Source organism: Aquabacterium sp. (genome assembly GCF_030652515.1).
Lineage (GTDB): Bacteria > Pseudomonadota > Gammaproteobacteria > Burkholderiales > Burkholderiaceae_C > Aquabacterium.
This window is the reverse complement of the sequence record NZ_JAUSAR010000013.1, coordinates 19,635-44,930: the sequence shown is the minus strand read 5'-3', so window position 1 is coordinate 44,930 and position 25,296 is coordinate 19,635. Positions and strand designations below refer to the sequence as shown.

Sequence of the window (25,296 nt, the reverse complement as noted above, 5' to 3'; positions counted from 1 at the left end):
GCTGGCACAGACATCACCCACCTCGCCCCGCTCCATCTTTTCCTGGCGCCTTTCCAGGTAGCGCACGGTTTTCTAAGCACGCAAGCATGGGGCCTTACGCCTCACGCCCTTCGTGAACCGAGGGCATCCTGTCAACCGTTAAAGTCCACGGATCGATCCTCGACTCCCTGGGCATGTTGACCTTCTACCGCGCCTCCTTTCGCCAGTTGCTGCTGGCGGCCTTTCTGCTGATCGCCGGCCTGCTGGCGGCGGCCTCGCTGGGCGGCCTGTTCACGCTGGAGCGGCTGATGGTGCAAAGCCGCGCCGCCGCCGAGCGCGCCGTGCAGTTGACCGCTGGCACGCAGCATTTGACCGAACGAAGCGTGGCCATGGAGCGCGCTGCACGCCAGTACATGGTGCTGGACGACCCCGTGCTGCTGCGCCGTTTTGAAGACGCCAGCCAGGACGCCAACCGCGTGCTGGAAGACTTGCAGGCGCAGCAACTGCCGCCCGCCCTGGTCTCGCGCTGGCGTGGCCAGTTGACGGTGATCACCGACCAGTTCAAGGGCCCCAAGTCCACCGGGCACCTGCGCGAGCTGGCCCTGGCCGAGCAGTTCCGCGAACTGGGCCTGACCAATGCGGCCATCGCCGAACAGGTGCGCAAAGACAGCGAACAGCGCAACCACCGCCTGCAAGACGAGCTGGAAGCCGGTCGCGCGGCGCTGGCCCGGCAGGTGCTGATCGCCATCGCGCTGGCCGTGCTGATGGCCCTGGGTTTTGGCGTGTGGCTGACCCGCCCCCTGAAGCGTCTGGAGCGCGCCATCGTGGGCCTGGGCGAGAACCGCCTGGACGAGCCCGTGAACATCCAGGGCCCCAGCGACTTGCGCTCGCTCGGCCAGCGCCTGGAGTGGCTGCGCCTGCGCCTGAAAGAACTGGACGACGACAAGTCGCGCTTTCTGCGCCATGTTTCTCATGAACTGAAGACGCCGCTGGCCGCCCTGCGCGAAGGCGTGGCCTTGCTGGAAGACGGCGTGGCCGGCGAGTTGAGCGCCGACCAACGCGAGATCGCCCAGATCCTGGGGCACAACACCGCAGCACTGCAAAGCCAGATCGAGGACCTGCTGCGCTTCAACGCCGCCGCCTTTGATGCCCGCCGCCTGAGCCGCCGCAAGACCGATCTGGCCGAGCTGATCAAGGGCTTGATCGACGCCCAACGCTTGCAATGGCAAGCGCGCCAATTGCAAGTGAACGTGACCGGCGGGCCGCTGCAGGTCGAGGTGGACCCCGAGAAACTGGGCACGGCTTTGGGTAACCTTTTGTCCAACGCCATCCGCTTCAGCCCGCCGGGCGCTACCATCCAATTTTCACTGTCCCGCTCACCAGGGCTGGCGTGCATCGACATCGTGGATCAAGGCACTGGCGTCGCCGAGAGCGACATGGCCCGGGTGTTTGAACCCTTCTACCGTGGTGAACGCCAGCCCGAAGATGCCGTGCGCGGGACCGGCATCGGCCTGTCCATCGTGCGCGAATACGTCGAGGCGCATGGCGGCCGCGTGGACCTGCTGCCCGAAGGACCGGGCGCCCATTTTCGAATCGAGCTTCCGCATGCTGTCATTTGATTCCCAGCCCTGGCTGGCCCGCTCACGAAAACGCTGCATCGCGGCGTGCCTGGTGGCGGCCGGGGCCTCCACGGCCTGCGCGCCGCTGCAGCCAACGCCGCAGGCCAAGGTGGTCGAACTGCCCCCTGCCCCGACCATCGTCTACGTGCCCACCCTGGAGCCGGTGGACACCGCCGCGCGCCACCTGCTGGCCTACCAGGAGAGCCTGGCCAAGCTGACCCCGCCCGATTTGTCCCGCGAATTGACCCGGCTGGGCGACGGCGCCTCCTCCATCCAGGCCACGATGGACCTGGCCCTGGCACTGGGCTACACCCGCGCCAATGGCGATCTGGCCAAGGCCCAGAGCCTGCTGGACCAGGTCATTGGCAACCCATCGATGGAAGCGCAAGCCTGGCATGGCTTGGCCCGGCTGCTGTCCAGCCGTTATGCCGAGCAACGCCGCGCCGAGGAGCAGACCGAGCGCGTCAACCAGCAACTGCGCGACGCGCAAAAGGACAACCAGCGCAAGCTCGACCAGCTCAACGAAAAGCTGGAAGCGCTCAAGTCCATCGAACGCAGCCTGAACAGCCGCAACAACGCCGGGCCCGCTCCCCAGGCCTCGTCGGCCAAGCCCGCTCAAAAGCCATGAGCGCCCCCATTGGCGCCCATGTACTGCTGGTCGATGACGACCCCGACCTGCTGCGCTTGCTGTCGATGCGCCTGACGGCGGCGGGCTACCGCGTCACGGCGGTGGAATCGGCCGAAGCGGCCCTGTCGCACCTGGCCATGGAGCGGCCGCAACTGGTGCTCAGCGATGTGCAATTGCCCGGCAAAGATGGCCTGGCCCTGTTCGACGCCATCCGCGCCAAGCACCCCTCGCTGCCTGTGATTTTGCTGACCGCGCACGGCACGATCCCCGACGCGGTCGAGGCCACCTCGCGCGGCGTCTACACCTACCTGACCAAACCCTTCAACGGCAAAGCCTTGCTGGAAACCATCGGCCAGGCCCTGGCCCTGGGCTCGCCCAGCAACGACTCCAGCAAGGGCAGTACCGCCAACGAATCCTGGCGCGAAGCCATCGTCAGCCGCTCCAACGTGATGGCCGAGTTGCTGGCCGAGGCCAAGCTGGTGGCCGGCTCAGACGCCAGCGTGCTGATCCGGGGCGAAAGCGGCAGCGGCAAGGAGGTGCTGGCCCAGGCCATCCACCGCGCCAGCCCGCGCGCTTCGCACCCCTTCGTCGCCGTCAACTGCGGCGCCATCCCCGAAAGCCTGCTCGAATCCGAACTGTTCGGCCACATCAAGGGCGCCTTCACCGGCGCGGTGGCCAACCACGCGGGCCTGTTCCAGGCGGCCAATGGCGGCACCCTGTTCCTGGACGAGATCGGCGACATGCCGGTGGCCCTGCAAGTGAAGCTGCTGCGGGTGCTGCAAGAGCGCGTGGTGCGGCCGGTGGGTGCCAGCCAGGCCATCCCGATCGACGTGCGCATCATGTCGGCCACGCACCGCGACCTGGACGCCGCCATGGCCGAAGGCGAGTTCCGCGAAGACCTGTACTACCGCCTGAACGTGGTGTCGCTGACCTTGCCCACCCTGGCCGAGCGCCGCGAAGACATCCCCCTGCTGGCCAACCACTTCCTGGCCAAGCTGGCCCTGAAGTACAACAAGCGCGTCAACGGCTTCGCGCCCGAGGCGGTCAAGGCCCTGGCCACCGCGCCCTGGCCCGGTAATGTGCGCCAGTTGCATAACGTGGTCGAACAGGTCAGCGCGCTGGCCACCACGCCCTTGATCCCCCTGGCGTTGGTGCAGCGGGCGCTTCGGGTTCCGAGTGTGGAAGTGCTCACTTTCACAGAGGCTCGCCTGCGTTTCGAGCGCGAATACCTGGTCGATCTGCTCAAGCTGACCGACGGCAGCGTGGCCGACGCCGCCCGCCTGGCCGGCCGCAACCGCACCGAGTTCTACCGCCTGCTGCAAAAGCATGGTCTGACCCCGGGCGTGTTCCGCGCCGACGGGCCTGTCGCCGAATAGCGACAAGCTTTTTTCTTTACGAATCAAGCACTTGGCACCTCTTACCGAGGTGCTCGTCGGGCTGGCCCGACGCTTTGGCTGCTGCATCGCGGCATTTCTGGCGAGTTTGGCGACAGACCCACGCCAAGCTGTTGATTCACAAAGGTTTTTCAGCGTGGCACGCGCATTGCGAAAGAGAGGCCCAGGACCACTCTTTTTGCAATCGCCTTGGACCACCGCATGGACACCGCCGCTTCACGCCTTGCCACCTGGACAGCCCGCACGCTGCCCGGCTGGTTGCTGGCGGGCGCGGCCCTGTTGGTTGGAGCCGCCCAGGCCAAAGCCTTCGACCTGAACGACGTGGCCACCCAGGCCCAGCAACTGGCCGCCAAGCCCTACGAGCCCCGCCCATCCACCCTGCCCGACGAGCTCAAGGCCCTGAGCTACGACCAGGTCCGCGACATCCGTTTCAAGCCCGAGCGCGCCCTGTGGCGCCAGGACAAGCTGCCCTTCGAGCTGATGTTCTTCCACCTGGGCAAGCTGCAAAACCAGCCCGTGCTGATCAACGAAATCACGCCCAAAGGCGAGGTGCGCCACATCGCCTTCAACCGCGACGATTTCGACTACGGCCAGAACAAGCTGTCGCCACAAACCTGGGGTGATGTGGGCTACGCGGGCTTCCGTGTGCACTACCCGATGAACACGGCCAAGTACAAGGACGAAGTCATCGTCTTCCTGGGCGCCAGCTACTTCCGCGCGATCGGCGCGAACCAGCACTACGGCCTGTCGGCGCGTGGCCTGGCCATCGACACGGTGGGCGGCGAGAAAGAGGAGTTCCCGCGCTTCTCGGAGTTCTGGATCGAAACGCCCAAGGCCAACGCCAAGTCGATCGTGGTCTACGCCCTGATGGAGTCGCCCCGCGCCACCGGCGCCTACCGCTTCGAGGTCAAGCCCGGCATCGACACCATCACCGACGTGCAATCGCAGCTCTTCCTGCGCGGCCCCGTCGCCACCTTCGGCGCGGTGCCGCTGACCAGCATGTTCCTGTCGGGCGAGAACCAACCGCGCCCGGGCGACTTCCGCCCCGAGGTGCACGACTCCGATGGCCTGATGGTGGCCACCGGCGAAGGCGAGTGGTTGTGGCGCCCCCTGATCAACCCCAAGCAGACGCTGACGACCTCGTTCGCGATGAAGTCCCTGCGCGGCTTTGGCCTGATGCAGCGCGACCGCAACTTCGCCAGCTACGAAGACGCCGAGGCGCGCTACGACCGCCGCCCCAGCGCCTGGATCGCGCCGCAAGGCGACTGGGGCCCGGGCCGCGTTGAACTGGTGCAACTGAACACCCCAGACGAAACCCACGACAACGTGGTCGCCTACTGGGTGCCCGCCAAGCTGCCCGCCGTTGGCCAGCCCCTGAAGTTGTCCTACCAGATGCGCTGGCAAAGCGAACAGCAGCAACGCCCCCCCACCGCCTGGGTCACGCAATCGCGCGTGGGCCAGGGCCTGGATGCGCTGGCCGCCAACGAGCACCAGTACCTCGTCGAATTCACCGGCCCAGCGCTGGACAAGCTGCCTGCCACCGCGGTGCTCAAGGCCGTGGTCAGCAGCGATGCCAACGGCGAGATCGTGGAACGCAACCTTTACCGCAACGGGGGCAACCGCACCTGGCGCATGACCTTGAAGGTCAAACAGATCAAGGACACGCAGCCCGTCGAACTGCGCGCCTTTTTGCAACACGGCAACGACCCAGTGAGCGAGACATGGACCAACGTCATTCCCCCCCAATGAGCAGTCAGCCCCGGCGAGCCAAGGGCGTGAGCGCCTTCGGCCCCAGCATGCCCCTGCACGCCCGTGGCCCGATGGTGGCGCACCCCTGGCGCGGCTTCACGCGCGGGCTGCGGGATGCCATCAAGGGCCGTGGCCCCGCCAGCGACGCGACCACCACGGCAAGCACCGGGGTGGCCCCAGCCGCCTGGGAGCAGGCCGCACGCGTGCGCCGCCGCGTGTTGATGGTGTTGATCGCCTTGAGCACGGTGCTGGCCACCACGGTGCTGGCTTACTCGCAACCCACTTACGAACACCCTCTGCTGCAATGGATGCAGATCGGCCTGTTCGCGCTGCTGTTCGCCTGGGTCTCTGCGGGCTGCATTACCGCCGTGATGGGTTTCTGGGTGCTGGTGAAAGGCGACCAGCATGCGCTGTCCAAGAACACCGCCAGCAACCGCCCTTTGAGCGCCAGCGCCCGCACCGCCGTGATCATGCCCATCTGCAATGAAGACGTGAGCACCGTGTTCGCCGGGCTGCGCGCCACCTGCGAATCGCTGGCCACCACGGGCGCTGATCGCTTGTTCGACGTGTTCATCCTGTCGGACAGCAGCGACCCGGCCGTGCGCGCCGCCGAAGTGGCCGCTTGGTCAGAACTGCGTGGCACCTTGAACAGCGACCGCATCTTCTACCGCTGGCGCCAACGCCGCATCAAGCGCAAGGCCGGCAACGTGGCCGATTTTTGCCGCCGCTGGGGCCGCAACTACCGCTACATGGTCGTGCTGGATGCCGACAGCGTGATGAGCGGCGATTGCCTGGTCACCCTGGTGCGCCTGATGGAAACGCACCCCACCGCAGGCATCCTGCAAACCGCGCCGCAAGGCTGCGGCCTGAACACCGTGCATGCGCGTGGCCAGCAGTTCTCGTCCCGCGTGACGGGCCGCCTTTTCACCGCGGGCATGCAGTACTGGCAACTGGGCGAGGCCCACTACTGGGGCCACAACGCCATCATCCGCGTCGAGCCTTTCATGAAGCATTGCGCGCTGGCCCCCTTGGAAGGCGAAGGCGGCCTGAGCGGCGAGATCATGTCGCACGACTTTGTGGAGGCCGCGCTGATGCGCCGCGCCGGTTACCACGTGTGGCTGGTGCCCGACCTGGTGGGCAGCTACGAACAGCAACCGCCCCACATCCTGGCGGAGCTGCAACGCGATCGCCGCTGGTGCCAGGGCAATCTGCAAAACGCCCGCCTGATCGCCGAGCCGGGCCTGCACGCCGTGCACCGCGGCATGCTGATCACGGGCGCCATGGCCTACCTGTCGGCCCCGTTGTGGCTGGTCTACGTGGCCCTGGGCGCGATGCTGTGGCTGGTGGGCGGCAATGTGTTCTTCACGCCTGAAGGCGACTTGACGATTGGCGTGATGGGCCTGTGGGCGAGCACCATCGCCATGCTGGTGCTGCCGCGCTTGCTGGGCGTGACGGCCGTGGTGATGAAGGACGAACAGCGCTTCTATGGCGGCACCTCGAAGCTGGTCAAGAGCGCGTTCATCGAAGCGGGCTTGTCGGCCATGCAGGCGCCCTTGCGCATGGTCGCGCACTCGATCTTCGTGATCGGTGCCCTGACCGGTTTGAAGCTGGACTGGAAATCGCCCCCGCGTGAAGCCACCGATGTGAGCTGGCAGGAAGCGACGCAACGCTTTGCGGGCGCCGGTGCCGCCGTGCTGGTGATTGCCGCTGTGCTGGCCCTGCTCCACCCGCCAGCTTTGATCTGGCTGCTGCCGGTGGGCTTGCCTTTGCTGCTGGCCATCCCCTTCACCGTGATCACCAGCCGCACAGGCTTGGGCGAGAAGGTGCGCCAGGCCGAGTTGCTGCTGGTGCCTGAAGAGTCGTGGTCGCCCTCCGTGCTGCGCCGCGCCTGGGCTTACGCCCAACAGAGCAGTGATCCCCTGCCCTGGGGCCAGGTGCTGGACAACCCCCGCCTGTGCGCGGTGGTGAGCGGGGCCATGGGCTCGCGCCGCACCTCGCAAGGCCTGCGCGGCCAGGCGCGCCGCCAGCGCATCGAGCAACTGGCGGCCAAGGGCGCCAAGCCCACACCCGCCGAGGTGATGCGCTTTTTGAGTGAGCCGGGCAGCCTGCAGCAGTGGCGGGCGGCGGTGCTGTTCCCACGCGCTGGCGCGGAATCAAGCTTGTCGCGCTCGCACGCCTGAGGTGAGACGCGCCAGCCTTCTCAGCGAGGCTGGCGCAGCATCGGAAAGATCGGTGGCGAACTGCCCACCTGCAAGCGAGCCAACACCTCGAAGCCATGCCGCTCGTACAACGGCACATTGCGCGGGTTGGTCGATTCCAGGTAGGCCAGTTGCCCATCACGGTCGCACGCGGTCAGGGCGTGCTTCATCAGCGCCGCGCCGTGGCCCTGGGTCTGCCGGGCCGGGTCCACCCCGATCGGCGGCAGGTACCTGTGCGGCGCCTTCGGGGGGTGAAGCCCCATCTGCTCCAGCAGCGGGAAGACATCGTCCTCCGCCTGCTTGGACACGGTGGTCTCGACGATGTCGGTCACGCCCTCGTCATCGATCTCGGCGCCCGGCGGCAACCACAGCGCAGCCCCGGCAAAGTCCGGCGTCACATGGGCCGTGCCCAATGCAAAGGCCCGCCCACCAAAGGCCTTCACGAAAGGCGGAAAGTTGGCCAGGTATTGTTGCGGGTCGGGCCAGGTCCAGCGCACGGCCGGGTCGGTGCTGAAAGCCAGCACGAGGGCACTGATGACGGCAGCTTCGTCCGCGGCCGTGGCGGTTCTGATCATGTGATGGCTTCCCTGATGAATGATGGGGTCATCGCCCCTGGGCCGGGCCCCACCTTAGCCCAGTTTGCGACACTGCAGAACCCAATCACCCTCAAGGAGAATGACATGGCTCACTACGTTGATGGATTCGTGCTCCCCGTGCCCAAGGCCAAGCTCGACGACTACCGCGAGATCGCTGAAACCGCCGGCAAGGTCTGGAAGGAACATGGCGCGCTTGAGTACTGGGAGTGCGTGGCCGACGACGTGAAGCCCGGCAAGCTCACGTCCTTCCCGCAAAGCGTGCAGCTCAAGGACGACGAGGTCGTGGTGTTCTCGTGGATCATCTACAACTCGCGCGAAGAGCGCGACACCATCAATGCCAAGGTCATGGAAGACCCGCGCCTGAAGGACATGATGTCGCCCGACAAGATGCCCTTTGATGGCGCGCGCATGTTCTTTGGTGGGTTCAAAAGCATTGTGGAGATGTGATCGGCCGATAAGGGAGAATCGCTGCTCTTGGCCAAACCCAACATGGCCGCGCAGTGACCCGCTCCCGACAGGATCCCCGACATGCCCTTGACCTTGCAACAGCTTGAACGGCACCTTTTCAAGGCCGCCGACATCCTGCGAGGCAAGATGGACGCCTCCGAGTTCAAGGAGTACATCTTCGGCATGCTGTTCCTCAAGCGCTGCTCTGACGTGTTCGAGCAGCGCAAGGAACAGGTCAGCCCATCACCATGAGCCCGCCCACTCTTCCTCCGCGCGAATCACTCACCATCGAGTTCAAAAGCGACAGAACTCGCCTGCCTGACCGTGATCTGGTCGAGGCCGTGGTCTGCCTGGCTAATGCCGAGGGTGGCGAGTTGTGGCTGGGCGTGGAAGACGATGGCACGCCCACCGGCTTGCACCCTGATCACCTGCAACTGACCGGCCTGGCAGGCATGGTCGCCGCCCGTACCTCGCCTCCGCTGCCCGTGGTCGTCACGCCCGTCAGGTTGAATGGCGTGCCCGTGGCCCACATCGCTGTGCCCAAGGCCCAGGGCGAAGTCGCCACCACCAGCGGCGTGTACCTGCGCCGCCGCATCAAGCCCGATGGCCAGCCCGAGTGCGTGGCCATGCTGCCGCATGACCGGGCCAGCCGCGTCAGCAGCTTTGGCCTGGTCGATGCCTCGGCCCAGATCGTGTCGGGCGCCACCCTGGCCGATCTGGACCCGCTGGAGCGCGAGCGCCTGCGCCAGTGCGTGCAGCAGTACGGCGGCGACCGCGTGCTGCTGGAGCTGGACGACGAAGCGCTCGATGGCGCCCTGGGCCTCACCGCCCGCCTGCCCGATGGCAGTGGCCGCGCGCCCACCCTCACCGGCCTGCTGCTGGTGGGCAAAGAGGCCGCCCTGCGCGAGTTGCTGCCCACACACGAGTTCGCCTTCCAGGTGCTGGCGCGTGAGGCCGTGGGCTTCAACGAGTTCCGCCGCTTCCCGCTGCTCAAGGCGCTGGATTGGCTGGAAACCAACTTCCGCCCCTACAACCCCGAGCGCGAGATCCAGGTGGGCCTGTTCCGCGTGCCCGTGCCGAAGGTGGACCTGGGCGCCTTCCGCGAAGCCGTGGCCAACGCCCTGGTGCACCGCGACTACCACCGCCTGGCCGCCGTGCACGTGCGGCTGGACGACGAAGGCCTGACCATCAGCAACCCCGGCGGACTGGTCGATGGCGTGACCCTGGCCAACCTGCTCACCACCGAGCCCCGTCCGCGCAACCGCACCCTGGCCGACGCCATGAAGCGCGTGGGCGTGGTGGAGCGCTCAGGCCGGGGCGTGGACAAGATCTACCGGGGCATGCTGCGCTTTGGCCGCCCCGAGCCCGACTACCGCCGCACCGATGTGAACAACGTGGTGCTCAAGCTGGCCACAGTCGATGCCGACGAGGCTTTTCTGAAGCTGGTGATCGACCAGGAAAGCAAGCGCGGGCAAGCGCTGCCCATCGACAGTCTGATCGCCCTGGCCGCCCTGCGTGAGCTCAAACGCCTGAGCACCGAAGAGCTGGCCACGCACATCCAGCGCGAAGCCGCCCAGGCCAAGCGGACGCTTGAAGCCTTGGTCGAGATGGGCCTGGTACAGGCCCACGGCAATGCCCGAGGCCGCAGCTACACCTTGGCCGCGGGCGTGTACCAGGCTGATGGCAACAAGGTTGCTTACACCCGTCAGGTGGGTTTCAGCGCCTTGCAGCATGAGCAACTGGTGTTGAGCTACGTGCGCCAGCATGGGCGGATTCAGCGCAATGAGGTGGCCGACCTCTGCCGTTTGACATCGATTCAGGCGCGTGACCTGCTCAAGCGGCTTCGAGATTCGGGGCAATTGGTTCAGCGGGGCGAGCGGCGTGCCGCGTACTATGTGCTGGCCGAGGCGTCGGCCTCTTGATGCCTGTTTTTGGACGTCTTTGGACGTGTTTTTGGACGTCTTTGGACGTGTTTTGGATGGTGCTGTCATCCGATCTGCTTCAATATGCCCCAGGGCGATGTCCACATGATCCGCTGGTACAGCGAGCGGGCCCGGTGCTGGCTTGACCACAAGGTCAAGGCCTACGCTGACCGGATGGAAGTCAGCCCGGCGGGCATCACGGTGCAAGACCTGGGCTACCGCTGGGGCTCGTGCGGCAAGGGCAGCAGGCTGTACTTTCACTGGAAGACGATCTTGTTGCCCCCTCGCATCGCCGAGTACGTGGTCGTGCATGAGCTGGCTCACCTGCATGAGCCGCACCACACGCCTGAGTTCTGGCAACGGGTCGAACGTGCGATGCCGGATTTCGCGCGCCGCAAGACATGGCTGGCAGAACACGGCATGAGCGTCGAGGGGCTCATGGGCGCCTCCGTTTTTTCAGTCATCATGCCGCCATGACCACACCGCCCCCCATCCCCGGCTGGTACGGCAAGCTGCCCACCCTGGGTGACTTCGCCTCGCGCCGCCTGGAGCCCACCTTCATCGACCCCTGGGATGCCTGGCTGGCCGAAGGCATCGCCGCCTTGCGCGCCCAGGCCGAAAGCACCTGGCTGGACCACTACCTGGCCAGCCCGGTCTGGCGCTTCATGCTGATGCCTGGCGTGATCGGCCTGGACACGGCCATGGCCGGTGTGCTGATGCCGTCGGTCGACCGTGTGGGCCGCTACTTCCCGCTCACGCTGATCGCGCCGATCACGCCCACGCCCGGCACCGCTGCCGACACCGAGGCCCTGATGGCCTGGCTGCACCAGTTGGACGACGCCGCCGCCGATGCCCTGCACGAGGACTGGACGGTCGACCAACTGGAAGCCGAGCTGGAGCGCTTGCCGCCCCCCACGCCTGCCCCGCGAGCGCTGGCGCCAGGGGCCGCGCTGCTGGACAGCGTCCTGCAGGGCCAGTTGCCGCACGCCAGCCTCCCGCTGGCCGGCCAGGCCGATTTGCTGGCGCTGCTCGCCCAAAGCAGCGCCACGCAATGGCAGGCCGCCACCCAAGGCCTGGCCTTCTGGTGGGCCGAATCGGCGGAGGGCGCTCCCCGCAGCCTGGTTTCGCGTGGTTTGCCACGGGGCGATGGATTTGCCGCCCTGCTGGGCAGCGCCGCCGCCTAGAATCACCGCACGCACCACCAGCCAGAGGTCTTGAGCAGCGCATGAGCGATTCATCCGACGACGACCGCACCATCATCAAGCCGGTCAACCGCACGCCGCCGCCGCCCGCCGCCGCGCCCACCCCGGCGCAGGATGACCACGGCAACGCGCTGCCGGTCGGCACCTACCTGGGCGAGTTCGAGATCACCAGCATGCTGGGCGAAGGCGGCTTCGGCATCGTCTACATGGCCTGGGACCACTCGCTGGAACGCCGCGTGGCGCTCAAGGAGTACATGCCCTCGGCCCTGGCCGCGCGCAGCGGCGGCACGCAGGTGTCGGTCAAGTCCGAACGCCACCGCGACACCTTTGAAGCGGGCCTGAAGAGCTTCGTGAACGAGGCCAAGCTGCTGGCCCAGTTCGACCACGCCTCGCTGGTGAAGGTGTACCGCTTCTGGGAGGCCAATGGCACGGCCTACATGATCATGCCCTTCTACGAGGGCCAGACCCTCAAGCAGGCCCTGAAAGACATGAACGGCCCGCCCGACGAGGCCTGGCTGATGGGCATGCTGGCCCCGCTGACCGAAGCGCTGGAGGTGATCCACGCCGAGCAATGCTTCCACCGCGACATCGCGCCTGACAACGTGATCCTGCTCAAAGGCAGCGGCCGCCCCTTGCTGCTGGACTTCGGCGCCGCCCGCCGCGTGATCGGCGACATGACGCAGGCGCTGACGGTGATCCTCAAACCAGGCTACGCGCCGGTGGAGCAGTACGCTGAAGTGCCGGGCATGAAGCAGGGCGGCTGGACCGACATCTATGCGCTGGCCGCGTCCATCCACTACGCCATCCTGGGCAAGACACCGCCACCGGCCGTGGGCCGCTTGATGAGCGACAACTACGTGCCACTGGCCCAGCAGGTGGCGGGCAAGTACAGCGAACGCTTCCTCAACGCCATCGACCGGGCCCTGGTCGTCAAGCCGGAAGACCGCACCCAAAGCGTGGCCGAGTTGCGCGCGGCCCTGGGCCTGGGCGGTGTGGACTTCAACCCCATGGTGACGCAGCCGGTGAAGCTGGCATCGCCAGGTGCCACGGCCGTGCCCCAACGTGGCCCTGCGCCCGCGCCTGCTGGCCGCCAGACGGCGCCTTCCTCCAGCACCGCCACCACGGCCCCGGCGGCCTCACGCACCGGGCTGATGATCGGTGCAGGCGCTTTGGTCTTGGCGGGCTTGGGCGGCACGGCGTTCTGGCTGTTGACCTCGTCATCGGCCCCACCGGCTCCGGCGGTCGCGAACACCACTTCCACTGACACGCCCCCCCCCGCTGCGGTAGCCGAGGCCCCGGTGGCCACGACACCACCACCGGCCGTGGCGCCCGCGCCCGCACCGGCCCCGGTGGTGGCCACGCCCCCCGTGGTTGAAGGCCCCTTCAACACGCTGCGTGAATTCGAACGCATCCTCGCGGCGCAAACGCCTGGCTTCAACGTCGAGGCCGCCCCCGCCAAGCCGCAGTTCCGCATCGGCAAAGACCGGCTCGCCTTCACCGTCAAATCGGCGCGCGAGGGTCACGTCTACGTGTTGTTGCAAAGCACCGATGGCGAGTTCATGCAGCTCTTCCCCAACAAGATGGCGCGCAACAACCGCATCAAGGCGGGCCAGACCCTGAACCTGCCGCAATCGACCTGGCCCATGGACGTGGCCGGTCCCGCGGGCACCGACCATTTCCTGGTGATCGTCTCGGCGCAGCCGCGCAACTTTGAGGCGGCGGGCTTGAAGAACGATGGCGGCTTCGGCATGTACCCCAAGGAGGATGCGGCGCTGGAGATCGCCAAGCGGCACACGGGCCCCGGCTCGGCGTTCGCGGGTGCGCCCCATTGCGAAGGCGGTGCGGGTTGTGAGGACGAGTACGGCGCCGCCAAATTCTCGTCAGAAGAGGTCAACTGAGGGTCAACTGAGCCGACGCTGGCGGTACCGCCGCCAAGCGCCTGCCCCCACCGGGAACAGCCCGGCCAGCACCAAGGCGAACACCCCTGGCTCTGGCACCGGGATCAGCACGAAGGCCCGAGGCACGCCACCCGTGTTGTAGTTGTACCGCAAGCCAACGATCCAGCCCTGGTCGTTGATGTCCAGGGCCGTGGACAAGATGAAGCCATCTGGACTGACCCCCACCAGGCTGTTGAGATCGACCGCCTGGGTGCCGTCCCACAAAGTGGCGTATTGCTTGTGCCCATCGCTGCGGGCTGACCACCCCACCACCTGGCCACTGTCATTGAGGCCCAAGGCGCTGCTGCGCTGCCCGCCGCTCAGGGCGCCCAGGTCTGTGATCGCGCCACCACTGCTCCAAAGGGCAGCATGGCTCACCTCGTCACCTGACAAATACGCGCTGCCCACCACCTGCCCAGCCTGGTTGATCGCGTTGGCTTCGCTGAAGCGCCCACCCAAGGTGCCCAGATTGGTGGCCGTGGTGCCATTCCACAAAGTGGCGTGGTATCCGCCACCGTTTGCATTGGCGTCAAGGCCGACCACCTGACCGGCATCATTGATGCCTCGCGCCTGACTGTAGGCCTGCCCCAGGACAGTGGCCACGCCACCATTCCACGTCACCGCATAAGAGGGCGCCTGCCACTCCTCGGGATCGGGGCCGATGGTGGTAATGCCCACCACCTGCCCCGATTGGTTGATGCCCCAAGCCGCGCTGTGCCTGCCGCCCACCGTGCCCAGGTCTGTCACCGTGGAGCCACTCCAGACCGTGGCATGGTCCGACGCGGCACCGGGGCTGGACAAGTAAACCGCGCCGACCACCTGGCCAGCATCGCTGATGCCCCTCGCCACGCTGAAGCCACCCAGCGGGCCCAGGGCGGTCTTTGTGCCGGTATTGCCATCCCAGATGGTCGCCTGCGAGGGCACTCCGAATGGGGCGGACTTGCTGCCCCACACGACCTGGTTGGCGTTGTTGATCGCGATCGCATTGACGTTGAACTCGGCCCACCCCAAATCCACCAAGGTGTACCCGACCGCGTGCGCCGCCCCGCCTCCCGTGAGCAGCAAACTCGCGGCCAACCAAGCTGTCCTGACTTGTCTTTGAATCATGGGCACTCCTGTGTTGATTGGATTGATCGACAGCAGCAAAGCACCCGCAGTGAGGTCTGTGGCTCGGCTTACTTGCGGTAGTGGTCCAGCGTGGGCGGTGGCGTATAGCCCAGTTCACGCGCCCGTGACTCGAACTGCGCGGCCAGCAAGGGCTGGTCCTGCCCCCGGTAATAAAGGGCCAGCTCGTAGCTGGCGATCCCGTTGCCCAGGGCCGAGGCGAACTGCATCCAGCCTTCAAACCGGTTGGGATCGGTGCCCACGCCATCCTGGCCCTGGCGGTACATGCGCGCGATCCGCGCGGCGGCATCCTTGTCGCCCCAGGCGGCTTTGCGCAATTCACGCAGCAGGCTGTCGGGGCTCTCTGGTTTGGGGCTGAAGGCGCTTTTGAACAGGCGCACGTCGTTGCGCTGCATGGCCTTGGCCGCGTCGGTGGCGCCTTCTCTGGCCACCTGCGCTGAGCCTGCCAGCTTACCGCCAGGAAAGCGCTTGAGGTATTCGTCGGCACGCTTGACCACGTCGCCCGGCCAGTAGCTTTCTTCCACCTGCTTCCACAGGGTTTTTTCATCGGTGTTCTCGAACGCAACTTCACCCCCAGGCGCGCTGGGCTTGAGGGCCAGCCGCGTGCGGATCTGTGTGTTCTCGGCGATGAAGGGAAACTGCGCCACGTTGCGGATGGCCTGGATCGGGTGGTTCAGCATGGTTTGCTGCACGTCCAGCTTGACCAGGCGGAACAGGTCGGAAAACGTGGTGTCGTCGGACGCCGCTTGCATCACCTTGACCAGCGAGGCGGTGTAGAAGGTGTTCTGCGTTTCAACGGCGGGTGCGATGGCGGGCTTGCCAGCGCCGGTGGCGAAGGCGATCAGGCAGCCCAGCGGCGCCTCGACCTGGTTGAGGCCGCCTTCGGCGCGCAGCGAGGTGCGGCAGGCGTCGATCACGACCATGCTCAGGCCCTTGGGGCGGTGCGGCAAGGCATCCACCAGGTCGCGCTTGAGCATCAGGCCATTGCCCAGCAAGGCGTCTTCCTTGCCACTGGGGTTGGTGCCCGCGCCCAACAGCAGGTTTTCGGCATCAACCTGCATGCCGTGGCCGGTGAAGTAGAACAGCACGGTGGCATCGGCAGGCGCGCCCTGCACCCGTTTGGCGAAGTACTGCATGGCGTCGCGCAACACCTTCACGTCCTGATCGGTCACCACGGTGACTTCGAAGCCGCGCTTTTCCAGCACGGCCTGCACGTCGCGCAAGTTCTTGTGGACCGGCGGCAGGTCAAAGGGCGAGGGGTAGGCCCGGTTACCCACCAGCAGGGCAAAGCGCTTGGGGGCCTTGCCCGAAGCCACCGCCGGGGTCGCCGCCGCGCTGGGGCTGTTGCCGTAGGAATAGCCTTGCGCCCAGGCCACCGAGGGCACGCCCAGGGCCAGCGGTAAGGTGAGGACTTGGCGGCGGTTCACGGTTGATTTCACGGTCGGGCTCGGAGGTGATCGAACTTCAAACTGTATGCCATTGGCGCGCTGCCGTGTTCAACAATCATTGGCAGCCCAGGGTGGCGTTGGGGGTACAGGTGGCGGGCATGCGGATGGACTCGGAGCCTTCGGTGGCCGGGCGGCCCGCGCCCACTTCGGCGATCACGCCCGTGCGCAGCCGGGACGACACGTTCTCGGTGCGCACGGCCTCGTCGAAACGGGCCCGGCGCGACTCTTCGATCACGGCGGTCACCGCGCTCAAAGCGCCCACCTCTTGCGGGGTGGAGGGCACGCGGCCGTTGTAGTACACCTGGATCTCGCTGGCCTTGCTGGTGCCATCGTAGAACGGCACGTTGCCTTCCGAGCCGCCCAGGTAGACGGCCGACGAGCCCGCGCCCGCCCCCTTGGGCCGCACGGTCAGGTAACCCCCCAGGCTGTCGCCCACGTCCACCTGGATCCAGCTGTTGGTGGCCGGGGTGCCGAACTGGTTGATCACATTGGGCTGCTTGAGGACCAGGGTGAGTGCCGCCACCGAGCTTTCGATGCCCTGGGCATTGATGTAGGGCAGGCGCGCCCGGATCTTGGTGCCCGCGTTGGTGATCAAGCTGTTGGCGGTGAGCTTGACCGCATCTGCCTCGATGCCCGCCGAGTTGATCTGGTTGGCATCCACCCGCACAAAGCTCAGCGGCAAGGTGCCCGAGCCGCTGAAGCGCGCGGTGTTGGTGTCGCCTTCGGGCCCGCTGACGGCTTTCAGGCTGCCCGCGATCTCGTTGGTGGTGTGGTCGATCCGGATGGAGCCACGGTTCACGGCTTGCAGGTCCAGCGTGGAGCCCGCGGCCGTGGTGATCGTGCCGTTGGTTTGCAGGATGGCCGCGGCGGCTTCGTTCACCAGCAGGTTGCCGGTGATCAGGCCAGGGCGGCCGCTCAACTCGCTGTCGTTGAACGCGATGCCCGCGCCAGGGCCCCCGCCCGCCTGCAGGGTCAGCACGCCGCCGCCCAGGTTGAGCGAGTCTTCCAGGGTCAACACGCCGTCGGTGCTGATGTCGCCACCCAGGCCCAGGTTGACCAGGCCCAGCCGCAGGTTGCCTGCGGTGTGCAGGCTGACGGTGGACGCCATCAGGGACAGCACGCCACTGGTCACCACCGGGTCGTTGTAGGTCTGTGCGCCGGTGGTGCGCATGGCGCTGGCGTCGATCTGCGTGGTGCCGGGGGCATCGGTGGTCACGCTGGCCAAGGCGGTGGTCGAACCCACATTGCCCTGGAAGCGCGTCAGGCCCGCCGTGTTGACGGTCAAGGCATGGGCGCCATCCACGGTGGACTGCAAGTGGACCTGGCCGGTGCCGCTTTGCAAGGTGGTGTCCACGGCGAGGGTCAGGGCGCCCGACTGGATGTCCACCGCGCCGGTGCTGGCGCCGATCACCATCTGGGTGAAGCCGCTGGTCTGGTCCAGCAGGGCTTGGCTGATCAAGAGATCGCCCCCACCGCCTGCACCGGCCAGGCCAATGGTGGTGGCGCTCAAGGGCAGGATGTTCAGGATGCCGGAGCCGGAGATCGGCCCGCCCGAGGTCAGCGTGTTGGCCACCAGGGTCAGGTTGGCGCCACCCGTGACGCCGCCATCGAACTGCTGCGTGCTGCTGCTGAAGGTGGTGTCGCCGGTGTAGGTGACGGCGTCGCCGAAGTGCAGCGCACCGGTGGCGCGCACCTGGCTGGCATTGATCGCGGTGGTGCCGCCCGCGTTGGTGCTCAAGCTGGCCAGGGCGGTGGTGCCGCCCACGTCGCCGTTGAAGGCGGTGGTGCCGGTGGTGTCGACCGTCAAGGCCCGCGCGCCATCCACGGTGCCGTTGAACGTCACGTTGCCCGTGTCGCTTTGCACCTTGGTGTTGCGCACCAAGGTCATCGCGTTGGCATCGATGGCGCCGGTGCCATCGATGCGGCCAATGGTTTGCGAGGTGAAGCCGGTGACCCGGTTCAAGGTGGCCTGCGTGATCTGCAAGGTGCCCACGCCACCGGCCAGGCCGATGGTGGTGCCCGCGGCCGTGGGTTGCAAGGTCAGCTCACCGCTGCCCGACAGGTCACCGCCCAGGCTCAGGGTGTTGGTGGCCAGGGTCAGGTTGGCGCCGCCACTGGCGCCGCCGCCCAGCGTGATCGATGGGGCCGTGAAGCTGACGTTGCCGCCATACACCACAGCATCGCCAAAGCTCAAGGCCGTGGTGGCGCTGGCCGAGCTGCCATTGAAGTGCGTGCTGCCCGCCGCGTCCGTGCTCAAGGTGGTCAGGCCGGTGACGTTGCCATTGAAGCTGGTGACGCCAGCGGTGTTGACCGTCAAGGCCTGCGCGCCATCGAGCGCTCCGAAGTTGATGGCGCCGGTGCCGCTTTGCACCGTGGTGTTGGCGCTCAGGGTGGAGGCGCCCACGTTGACCGTGCCCGTGCCATCGGTGCGGCCGATCACACGCTGCGTGAAGCCCGAGACGGTGTTCAGGTTCACCTGCAAGGCACCCGCGCCACCGCTCAGGCCAATGGTGGTGCCCACGCTCTTGGGGGCGATGGTGAAGGTGCCCGCGCCCGAGCCAGTCACGGCCCCGGCCACGCTGATGACGTCGGAGCTCAGGCTCAGGTTGTTGGCGCCGGTGAGGTCGCCTGCGAAGTCCAGGGATGAACCATCGAAGACCGCATCGCCACTGAGCACCTGGACATTGCCGCCATAGCTTTGCGCGCCAGTGGTGACCAGGCCGTTGGCGCCGATGAAGCGCACGGTGCCGGTGCCGGTCTTGTTCAAACTGGTCAGCCCGGCGATGGTGCCGTTGAAATCGACCAGGCCCGGCGTGGCGATCACCAGGGCGTGGTTGGCACCGATCAGGTTGGCCATGCTGACGCTGTTGGCGCTCAAGGTGGTGTTGGCCGACAAGGTGACCGGGTCGCCATAGACCTGCGCGCCGGTGGTGGTCACTTGCGCGGGCAAGACCGTGCTGCCGCCAGCGGTGGTGGTCAGGCTGGTCAGGGCCGCGGTGCCGCCCACATTGCCATGGAAGGTGGTGGTGCCGCTGTCGTTGACCAACAGGGTGCGTGCGCCATTGACCGTGCCGTTGAAATCGACCGTGTTGGCGGTGACGGTGGTGTTGGCACCCAGGGTGACCGCGCCGCCGTAGCTTTGCGCGCCGGTGGTTCTGACGCTACCGCCATCAAGGTTGGTGGCGCCCGATGTGCTCAGGCTGGTCAGGGCCGTGGAGGCGCCCACGGCGCCCCCGAGGGTGGTCGTGCCCGAGGCGTTGATGGCCAGGGTTTGGGCGCCGTCCACCGTGCCACCAAAGGCGATGTTGGTGCCAGTGAGCGTGTTGTTGGCACCCAATAGCGAATTGGCCCCGTAGTTTTGCGTGCCGGTGGTGGTCACGCTGCCGCCATACAGGTACGACAGGCCCGAGGCCACATTGACCGAGGCCACGTTGACAGCGTTGAAGAACACCGTTCCGGTGGCCGTGTTGGTGGTCAGGGCATGGGGTCCAGTGACCGTGTTTTCAAAGCGCACAAAGGCGCCGCTGGCGTTGAAGTTGCTCACATCGCCCAAGGTCACCGCGCCCACGTACACCTGGGAACCGGTGCTGCTGGCACCGCCATGGTCAAACTGGGTGGTGCCGGTCACCCTGACCGTGCTCAGGGCCTGGCCGGCGCCCACCGCCTGGCCAAAGCGTGCGTTGCCATTGACGGTCAAGGACTGGCCACCCGCCGTGGCCCCGTTGACGGTGTCATCGAAAGCCACCGTGGTGCCCGTCAGGGTGGCACCGCTGTCCATCGTCACCGCATCACCATAGGTTTGCGTACCGCCGGTGTCCACACTGGCGCCAATGCGCGTGGTGCCGCCCGCGTTGGTGGACAAGGACGTCAGGCCCGACAGGCTCGCGTTGATCCTGGTCGTGCCGCCGGTGTTGAGCGCCAGGCTGTGCGCGCCATTGATGGCCGACAGCACGCTGATGTCGCCCGTGCCGCTGAGCAGGGTCAGGTCGGTCAGCAAGGCGGTGGAACCCAGGGCACCGCTGGAACCCAGCGTGATGGTGCCCGTGCCATCGGCCCGGCCGACGGTGAGGCTGGAGAAGCTGGAGAACTGGCTGAAGGTGGAGGCGTCCACCACCAGCTCGCCGCCCGAGCTCGTGCCGGACACCACGATGTTGCGGCCCACGGTGTACGGCGCGATCTGCGCCGCGCCCGAGCCCGACAAGGTGCCGCCAATGGACAACGCATCCGTGAGCAGGCCCAGGTCGTTCGCGCCCGCCGACAGGTTGGTGTTGAAGGTCAGCGTCGTGCCAGTGAAGGTGGCATCGTCCAGCAGGATCGCGCTGGCGCCGTAGTACTGCCCGCCCGAGGTGGTCACGTTGTCTTCAACGTAGGTGTTGCCATTGACCGTCAAGCTGGCCAGGGGCGTGGTGCCGCCCACCGCGCCGATGAAGTAGGCGTAGTAAGAGAAGCTGCTGCTGGGCAGGGTGACCGTCAGGTGGTGCGGGCCATTCACCGTGCTGCCAAAGGTGGCGGTGGTGGCGTTCATGTTCACATCGGAGGCCAGGGTGACCGCGCCGTTGTAGCGCTGGAAACCACCAGTGAAGATGTTGGACGCAGCGATGCGGGTGGGGCCGCCCAGCGTCAGGCTGTTCAAGCGGCTGATGCCACCGACGTCGCCATTCAAGCGAACGGTGCCCGTGGTCGTGGCCGCGTCGAGGTTGAAGAACCCGTCGACCGTGGTGTCGATCTGGCCGAACACGATGTCGCCCGAGCCATTGCGCACATTCAGGCTGCGGTTCAAGGCCGTGCCGCCCGTCATGTTGCCGAAGGTGATGTTGGCGGTGCCATCGGTGCGGCCCACGGTGACGCTGCCAAAGCTGGCGAACTTGCCCAGCAAGGCGCCCGTGACCTGCAGGTCGCCAGCGCCGCCCGCCAGCCCGATGGACGTGGAGGCCAGGCGCCCGGCGATGCTGGCATTGCCCGCGCCGGTGCTGAGGATGTTGCCCGCGACGCCCAAGGCATCGGCGAACACCGACAGGTTGTGGGCCCCGGCATTGAGGTTGCCGGTGGCCTGCAGGTTGCTGGTGGTGAAGGTGGTGTTGGCGCCCAGGGTGACCGTGGGCGTGGTGTAGGTTTGCGCGCCGCTGGTGGTCATGGCACCGCCATTGATGTCGACCGAGTTGGCCGTCACACCCAAGCTGCTCAAGGCCGTGCCGCTGCCCACGGCGCCATCGAAGCGCGCATTGCCCGCCGCCGCGCTGACCGTCAGCGCCTGCGCGCCATCGACCGTGCTTTGGAAGCGCACATTGCCCGCCGCGCTGGTCACGCCCACCGCGCTGGCCAAGGTGACGGCGCCGGTGTAGTCCTGCGCGCCAGTGGTGCCCACATTGGCGCCCAGGGTGGCCTTGCCCTGCAGGCTCAGGGCGGCCACGCCGCTGATGGCGGCCGTGGTCTGGATCGCGTCGGCGGCCGCATTGCTGCTCTTGACCGTGAGGTCGTGCGCGGCGCCCGTGACGCCCGCCAGGCTCACCTTGGCCGCCGTGGCATCCAGCGTGACGTTGTTGGCCAGCGTGGTCATGGCGGTGTAACTTTGATTGCCCGTGGTGGTGACGTTGCCGCCCAAGGTGGATGCGCCCTGCACGCTGAGGGCATTCAGATTGCTGATGGTGCCGGTGGTCTTGATGGCATCGGCCGCGCCATCGGCGCTCTTGAGCGTGAGGTCATTCGCGCCCCCGCCATCCACGCTGGTCAGCGAGATCTTGCCCGCGCCAGCCTCCAGGGAGGTGGTGGTAGCCAGGGTGACCGCGCCGCTGTAGGTCTGGTCGCCCGCGGTCTTGACCAGGCTGGTGTTGACCGTGACCAGCCCGTTCAGGTCCAGGCCGGTGAGGGCCGAGGTGCCGCCGATCAGGTCGTTCAACTCGATGGTGCCGGTGGTGGTTTGCACACCCAGGCTGTGCGCGCCATCGACCTTGGCGAAGCTGACATCGCCGGAGCTGCTGCGCACCAGGGTGTTGAACGGCAAGGTGATGTCGCCGAAGCTGATGTTGCCCACGCCTGTGTTGGTGCCAATGATCAAGGTGCTGAAGCCGCTGAACTTGGCCAGCAAGGCCGTGCTGATCGACAGGTCGGTGACGGCGGCAGAGTTCACGCCGATCGAGTCGGCGTCGGTGGCCCCGGCCAGGCCGAGGGTGCCGGTGCCCGTGGCGGCGCCTGCCACCGTGATGGTGTTGGCGTGGATGGCCACGTTGTTGGCGGCGGCCACCAGGTTGTTGAAGCCCACGGACGTGCCGGTGAAGGTGCTGGGGCCCGTCAAGGTGACGGCGCCACCATAGCTTTGGCCCGCGGTGGTGCTCACATCGGCAGCCACCGACGTGGCCAGGGCGCCCGTGGCGTCCAGGGTGTTGACGCCGCTGACCGCGCCGCCCAGGGTGGCCGAGGTGGTGGCCGTGAGGGTCAGGTTCTTGGCACCGCCGGTGATGGCGCCCAGGGCCAGCGTCGTGCCCGACAAGGTGCGCGTGGCACCCGCGCCGCCCAAGGTCACGGCGCCATAGCTTTGGCCTGCCGTGGTGGTCACGTCGGCATTGATCGCCGTGGTGGCCGAGCCGGATGCGTTCAGCGTGCCCACGCCCGCCACCGCGCCACCCAGGGTGGCTGAGGTGCTGCCGCTCAAGGTCAGGTTCTTGGCACCTCCCGTGACGGCACCCATGGACACGGTCGTGCCCGACAAGGTGCGCGTGGCACCCGCGCCGCCCAGGGTCACGGCGCCATAGCTTTGGCCTGCCGTGGTGGTCACGTCGGCGTTGATCGCCGTGGTGGCCGAGCCGGATGCGTCCAGCGTGCCAACGCCCGCGACTGCGCCACCCAGGGTGGCCGAGGTGCTGCCGCTCAAGGTCAGGTCTTTGCCACCGCCCGTGACGGCACCCATGGACACGGTCGTGCCCGACAAGGTGCGCGTGGTGCCTGCGCCGCCCAAGGTCACCGCACCATAGCTTTGGCCCGCCGTGGTGGTCACGTCGGCATTGATCGCCGTGGTGGCCGAGCCGGATGCGTTCAGCGTGCCCACACCCGCCACCGCACCGCCCAGGGTGGCCGAGGTGCTGCCGCTCAAGGTCAGGTTCTTGGTGCCGCCCGTGACGGCACCCATGGACACGGTCGTGCCCGACAAGGTGCGCGTGGCACCTGCGCCGCCCAAAGTCACGGCGCCATAGCTTTGGCCCGCCGTGGTGGTCACATCGGCATTGATGGCCGTGGTGGCCGAAGCAGAGGCGTCCAGCGTGCCCACGCCCGCCACCGCGCCACCCAGCGTGGCCGCCGTGCCCGCCACCAAGGTCAGGTTCTTGCCCGCGCCAGTCACGGCGCCCACCGACACATTGCCACCGGTCAGGCTGCGTGTGGCGCCCGCACCGCCCAGGGTCAAGGCGCCGGTCATGGTGACGTCGGCCGTGCCCGCGCTCACGTCGTTGTTGAGCTTGATCTCACCCGTGGCGACCAGTTGCACCGCGCCGTTGTTGGTGGTCACCGATTGGGCCACGGTGAGGTCACGCCCCGCCGTGATCGACAAACCCGTGCCTGCGTTGGTGATGTTGATGGCGGCATCGACCGACGCATCACGCGTGGCCACCAGGCTCACGTTGGCGGTGGCCGCGTTGATCGAGGCCACGTTGACCTCGGCATCGGCCGGTGCGGCCACACCGGCGGCCGCCGTCCAATCGAGGGCCGCGCCATTGGCGGTGATGCTGATGTCGCGCGGGTCCAGCAGCAAGGTGCCGATCTGGCCCTTGGGCGCCGAGGTGTCGACCGCGCCCTGGTAGGCCAGGGACTGCTTGCCCGACACTTCCACCGCGCCACCATTGCCGCCCAGAGCGCCGCCCTTGGATTCGATGCTGCCGAAGTAGCGCGTGGTGTCGTCGGCCCACACCACCACGTCACCGCCCTGCCCGTTTTGCAAAGCGTTGGACCGCAGGCGCGCGCCCGCACCCACCGCCGTCACCTGCGCATTGCGCACGGCCGGGTTGGCGCCATGGAAATCGCCGCCCACCAGCAGGCGCCCGCCGCCCGCATCGCCGGAGGCATCCAGGCTGGCACCGTCACGCACGAACACGCGGTCGCCCGTCACGGTGATGTCACCACCCTTTTGGCCGGATGCCACACCCGTGGTGTCCACCGAACCCGACACCTCGGTGATGCCACTGCTGCCCCCATCAATGACCACGCGGCCTTGTTTCGTGCCCAGGCTGCGCGCCTGCACCACACCGCTCATGTTGAGCACGGTGTCGGCGAACTGGCCACGCGCGGCGGCCATCATTTCCACCGAACCACCATTGGCCTCGATGCGGCCCAGTTGCGCCAGGCGCGCACCCGCGTCCTTGCCCTCGACCTCGAAGAACAAGAGGCCATCGCCTTCCACGTCGACCAGCAGCTTGCTGGCGGCGGCCAGGCCCACGCGGCCGTTCTCGGCCAGGATCTGACCGGTGTTGATGACCTGACGGCCGGCCAGCACCACGAAGCCATCCTTGGCGGTGATCTTGCCGTCGTTGCGCACCACGCCCGCCAGATCGCCGCGCCCATCAGTGGGGTTGGAGGTCAGCAGGATGCGGTTGTTCAAAAAATCACCCAGTGACAAGCTCATCGTGGTGGCCACGATACTGCCCACGTCCACGCGTGCATGCTCACCAAACACGATGCCATTCGGGTTGATCAAGAACACCCGGCCATTGGCCTGCAACTGCCCCATGATGAAACTGGGGTCGTAACCGGTGACTTGCCCCAGGAACGCCGAAGTGCTCGTCGGCTGCTGGATGACGACCTTGTTGCCCAAGCCGATTGAGAAGCTGTCGTACTGAACGTAGGCCTTGTCGCTGGTCTGGTGGATGTTGAGCGTGTTGGCGTTGGGCTGCGTGGTCGTCACATTGCCGTAGATCACATTGCCGGTGGAAGGCAAAGCTGCCGTCTGAGCCATGACCCCTTCCGACAAGATGAGCAAGGCGGCCGCCAGCGGCAAAGGCCGCAAGGCAAAACACCCCCGTTGAGCGAGGCGACGGGCATGGGTCAAGGTGCTGCGTTTCATGGTCGT

General features: G+C 67.0%; 15 protein-coding genes. 11 read left to right on the top strand and 4 right to left on the bottom strand.

Going from position 1 to position 25,296, the window contains the following annotated elements; all coding sequences use genetic code 11:
• The first annotated feature begins 173 nt into the window (after positions 1-173).
• The 5 genes from Q7V20_RS02675 to mdoH all read left to right on the top strand — a co-directional run bounded on the left by Q7V20_RS02675 (position 174) and on the right by mdoH (position 7,549).
• On the top strand, positions 174-1,598 hold the full coding sequence (locus tag Q7V20_RS02675; RefSeq protein ID WP_304786899.1) for a sensor histidine kinase KdpD: 1,425 nt from the start codon (positions 174-176) through the stop codon (positions 1,596-1,598).
• Positions 1,585-2,226 carry a hypothetical protein gene (locus Q7V20_RS02670; protein ID WP_304786897.1) on the top strand — a complete coding sequence of 214 codons (642 nt, stop codon included), beginning with the start codon at positions 1,585-1,587 and terminating at the stop codon, positions 2,224-2,226. The genes Q7V20_RS02675 and Q7V20_RS02670 overlap by 14 nt, the downstream gene beginning before the upstream one ends.
• Entirely contained in the window at positions 2,223-3,602 is a 1,380-nt protein-coding gene (locus Q7V20_RS02665) for a sigma 54-interacting transcriptional regulator (protein ID WP_304786895.1), read from the top strand. The genes Q7V20_RS02670 and Q7V20_RS02665 overlap by 4 nt, the downstream gene beginning before the upstream one ends.
• A gap of 219 nt (positions 3,603-3,821) precedes the next feature.
• On the top strand, positions 3,822-5,369 hold the full coding sequence (locus Q7V20_RS02660; RefSeq protein ID WP_304786893.1) for a glucan biosynthesis protein G: 1,548 nt from the start codon (positions 3,822-3,824) through the stop codon (positions 5,367-5,369).
• Entirely contained in the window at positions 5,366-7,549 is a 2,184-nt protein-coding gene (gene mdoH / locus Q7V20_RS02655; protein ID WP_304786891.1) for a glucans biosynthesis glucosyltransferase MdoH, read from the top strand. Before Q7V20_RS02660 ends, mdoH begins: the two co-directional genes overlap by 4 nt.
• A 20-nt stretch (positions 7,550-7,569) precedes the next feature.
• On the opposite strand, the gene Q7V20_RS02650 is transcribed toward mdoH, so the two are convergent.
• The gene (locus tag Q7V20_RS02650) at positions 7,570-8,142 is read right to left on the bottom strand and encodes a GNAT family N-acetyltransferase (protein WP_304786889.1); all 573 of its coding nucleotides are present in this window, start codon (positions 8,140-8,142) and stop codon (positions 7,570-7,572) included.
• Positions 8,143-8,247: 105 nt separating this feature from the next.
• Between Q7V20_RS02650 and Q7V20_RS02645 the strand changes: the two genes are divergently transcribed.
• The 6 genes from Q7V20_RS02645 (at position 8,248) to Q7V20_RS02620 (ending at position 13,632) form a co-directional block, all read left to right on the top strand.
• Positions 8,248-8,610 (top strand): DUF1428 domain-containing protein, encoded by a 363-nt coding sequence (locus Q7V20_RS02645; protein ID WP_304786887.1) that lies wholly within the window; start codon positions 8,248-8,250, stop codon positions 8,608-8,610.
• Between the two features lie 81 nt (positions 8,611-8,691).
• Positions 8,692-8,862, top strand: coding sequence for a type I restriction-modification system subunit M N-terminal domain-containing protein (locus Q7V20_RS02640; protein WP_370652394.1), 171 nt, complete (start codon positions 8,692-8,694; stop codon positions 8,860-8,862).
• Complete coding sequence (locus Q7V20_RS02635) at positions 8,859-10,532, top strand: DNA glycosylase AlkZ-like family protein (RefSeq protein WP_304786886.1); 1,674 nt, start codon at positions 8,859-8,861, stop codon at positions 10,530-10,532. Before Q7V20_RS02640 ends, Q7V20_RS02635 begins: the two co-directional genes overlap by 4 nt.
• 105 nt (positions 10,533-10,637) lie before the next feature.
• Entirely contained in the window at positions 10,638-11,009 is a 372-nt protein-coding gene (locus Q7V20_RS02630) for a M48 family metallopeptidase (RefSeq protein WP_304786884.1), read from the top strand.
• Positions 11,006-11,716 (top strand): type VI secretion system-associated protein TagF, encoded by a 711-nt coding sequence (gene tagF / locus Q7V20_RS02625; protein WP_304786882.1) that lies wholly within the window; start codon positions 11,006-11,008, stop codon positions 11,714-11,716. Before Q7V20_RS02630 ends, tagF begins: the two co-directional genes overlap by 4 nt.
• A 41-nt stretch (positions 11,717-11,757) precedes the next feature.
• On the top strand, positions 11,758-13,632 hold the full coding sequence (locus Q7V20_RS02620; RefSeq protein ID WP_304786880.1) for a serine/threonine-protein kinase: 1,875 nt from the start codon (positions 11,758-11,760) through the stop codon (positions 13,630-13,632).
• 3 nt (positions 13,633-13,635) lie between these two features.
• Here Q7V20_RS02620 and Q7V20_RS02615 read toward each other — a convergent pair whose 3' ends face one another.
• From Q7V20_RS02615 to Q7V20_RS02605, 3 genes are all read right to left on the bottom strand, one after another.
• Positions 13,636-14,778 (bottom strand): hypothetical protein, encoded by a 1,143-nt coding sequence (locus Q7V20_RS02615; RefSeq protein WP_304786878.1) that lies wholly within the window; start codon positions 14,776-14,778, stop codon positions 13,636-13,638.
• Positions 14,779-14,846: 68 nt separating this feature from the next.
• Positions 14,847-16,223: a caspase family protein gene (locus Q7V20_RS02610; RefSeq protein ID WP_304786876.1), complete on the bottom strand. Its 1,377-nt coding sequence runs from the start codon at positions 16,221-16,223 to the stop codon at positions 14,847-14,849.
• Positions 16,224-16,299: 76 nt separating this feature from the next.
• Complete coding sequence (locus Q7V20_RS02605) at positions 16,300-25,290, bottom strand: filamentous hemagglutinin N-terminal domain-containing protein (RefSeq protein WP_304786874.1); 8,991 nt, start codon at positions 25,288-25,290, stop codon at positions 16,300-16,302.
• Between the last annotated feature and the right edge of the window lie 6 nt (positions 25,291-25,296).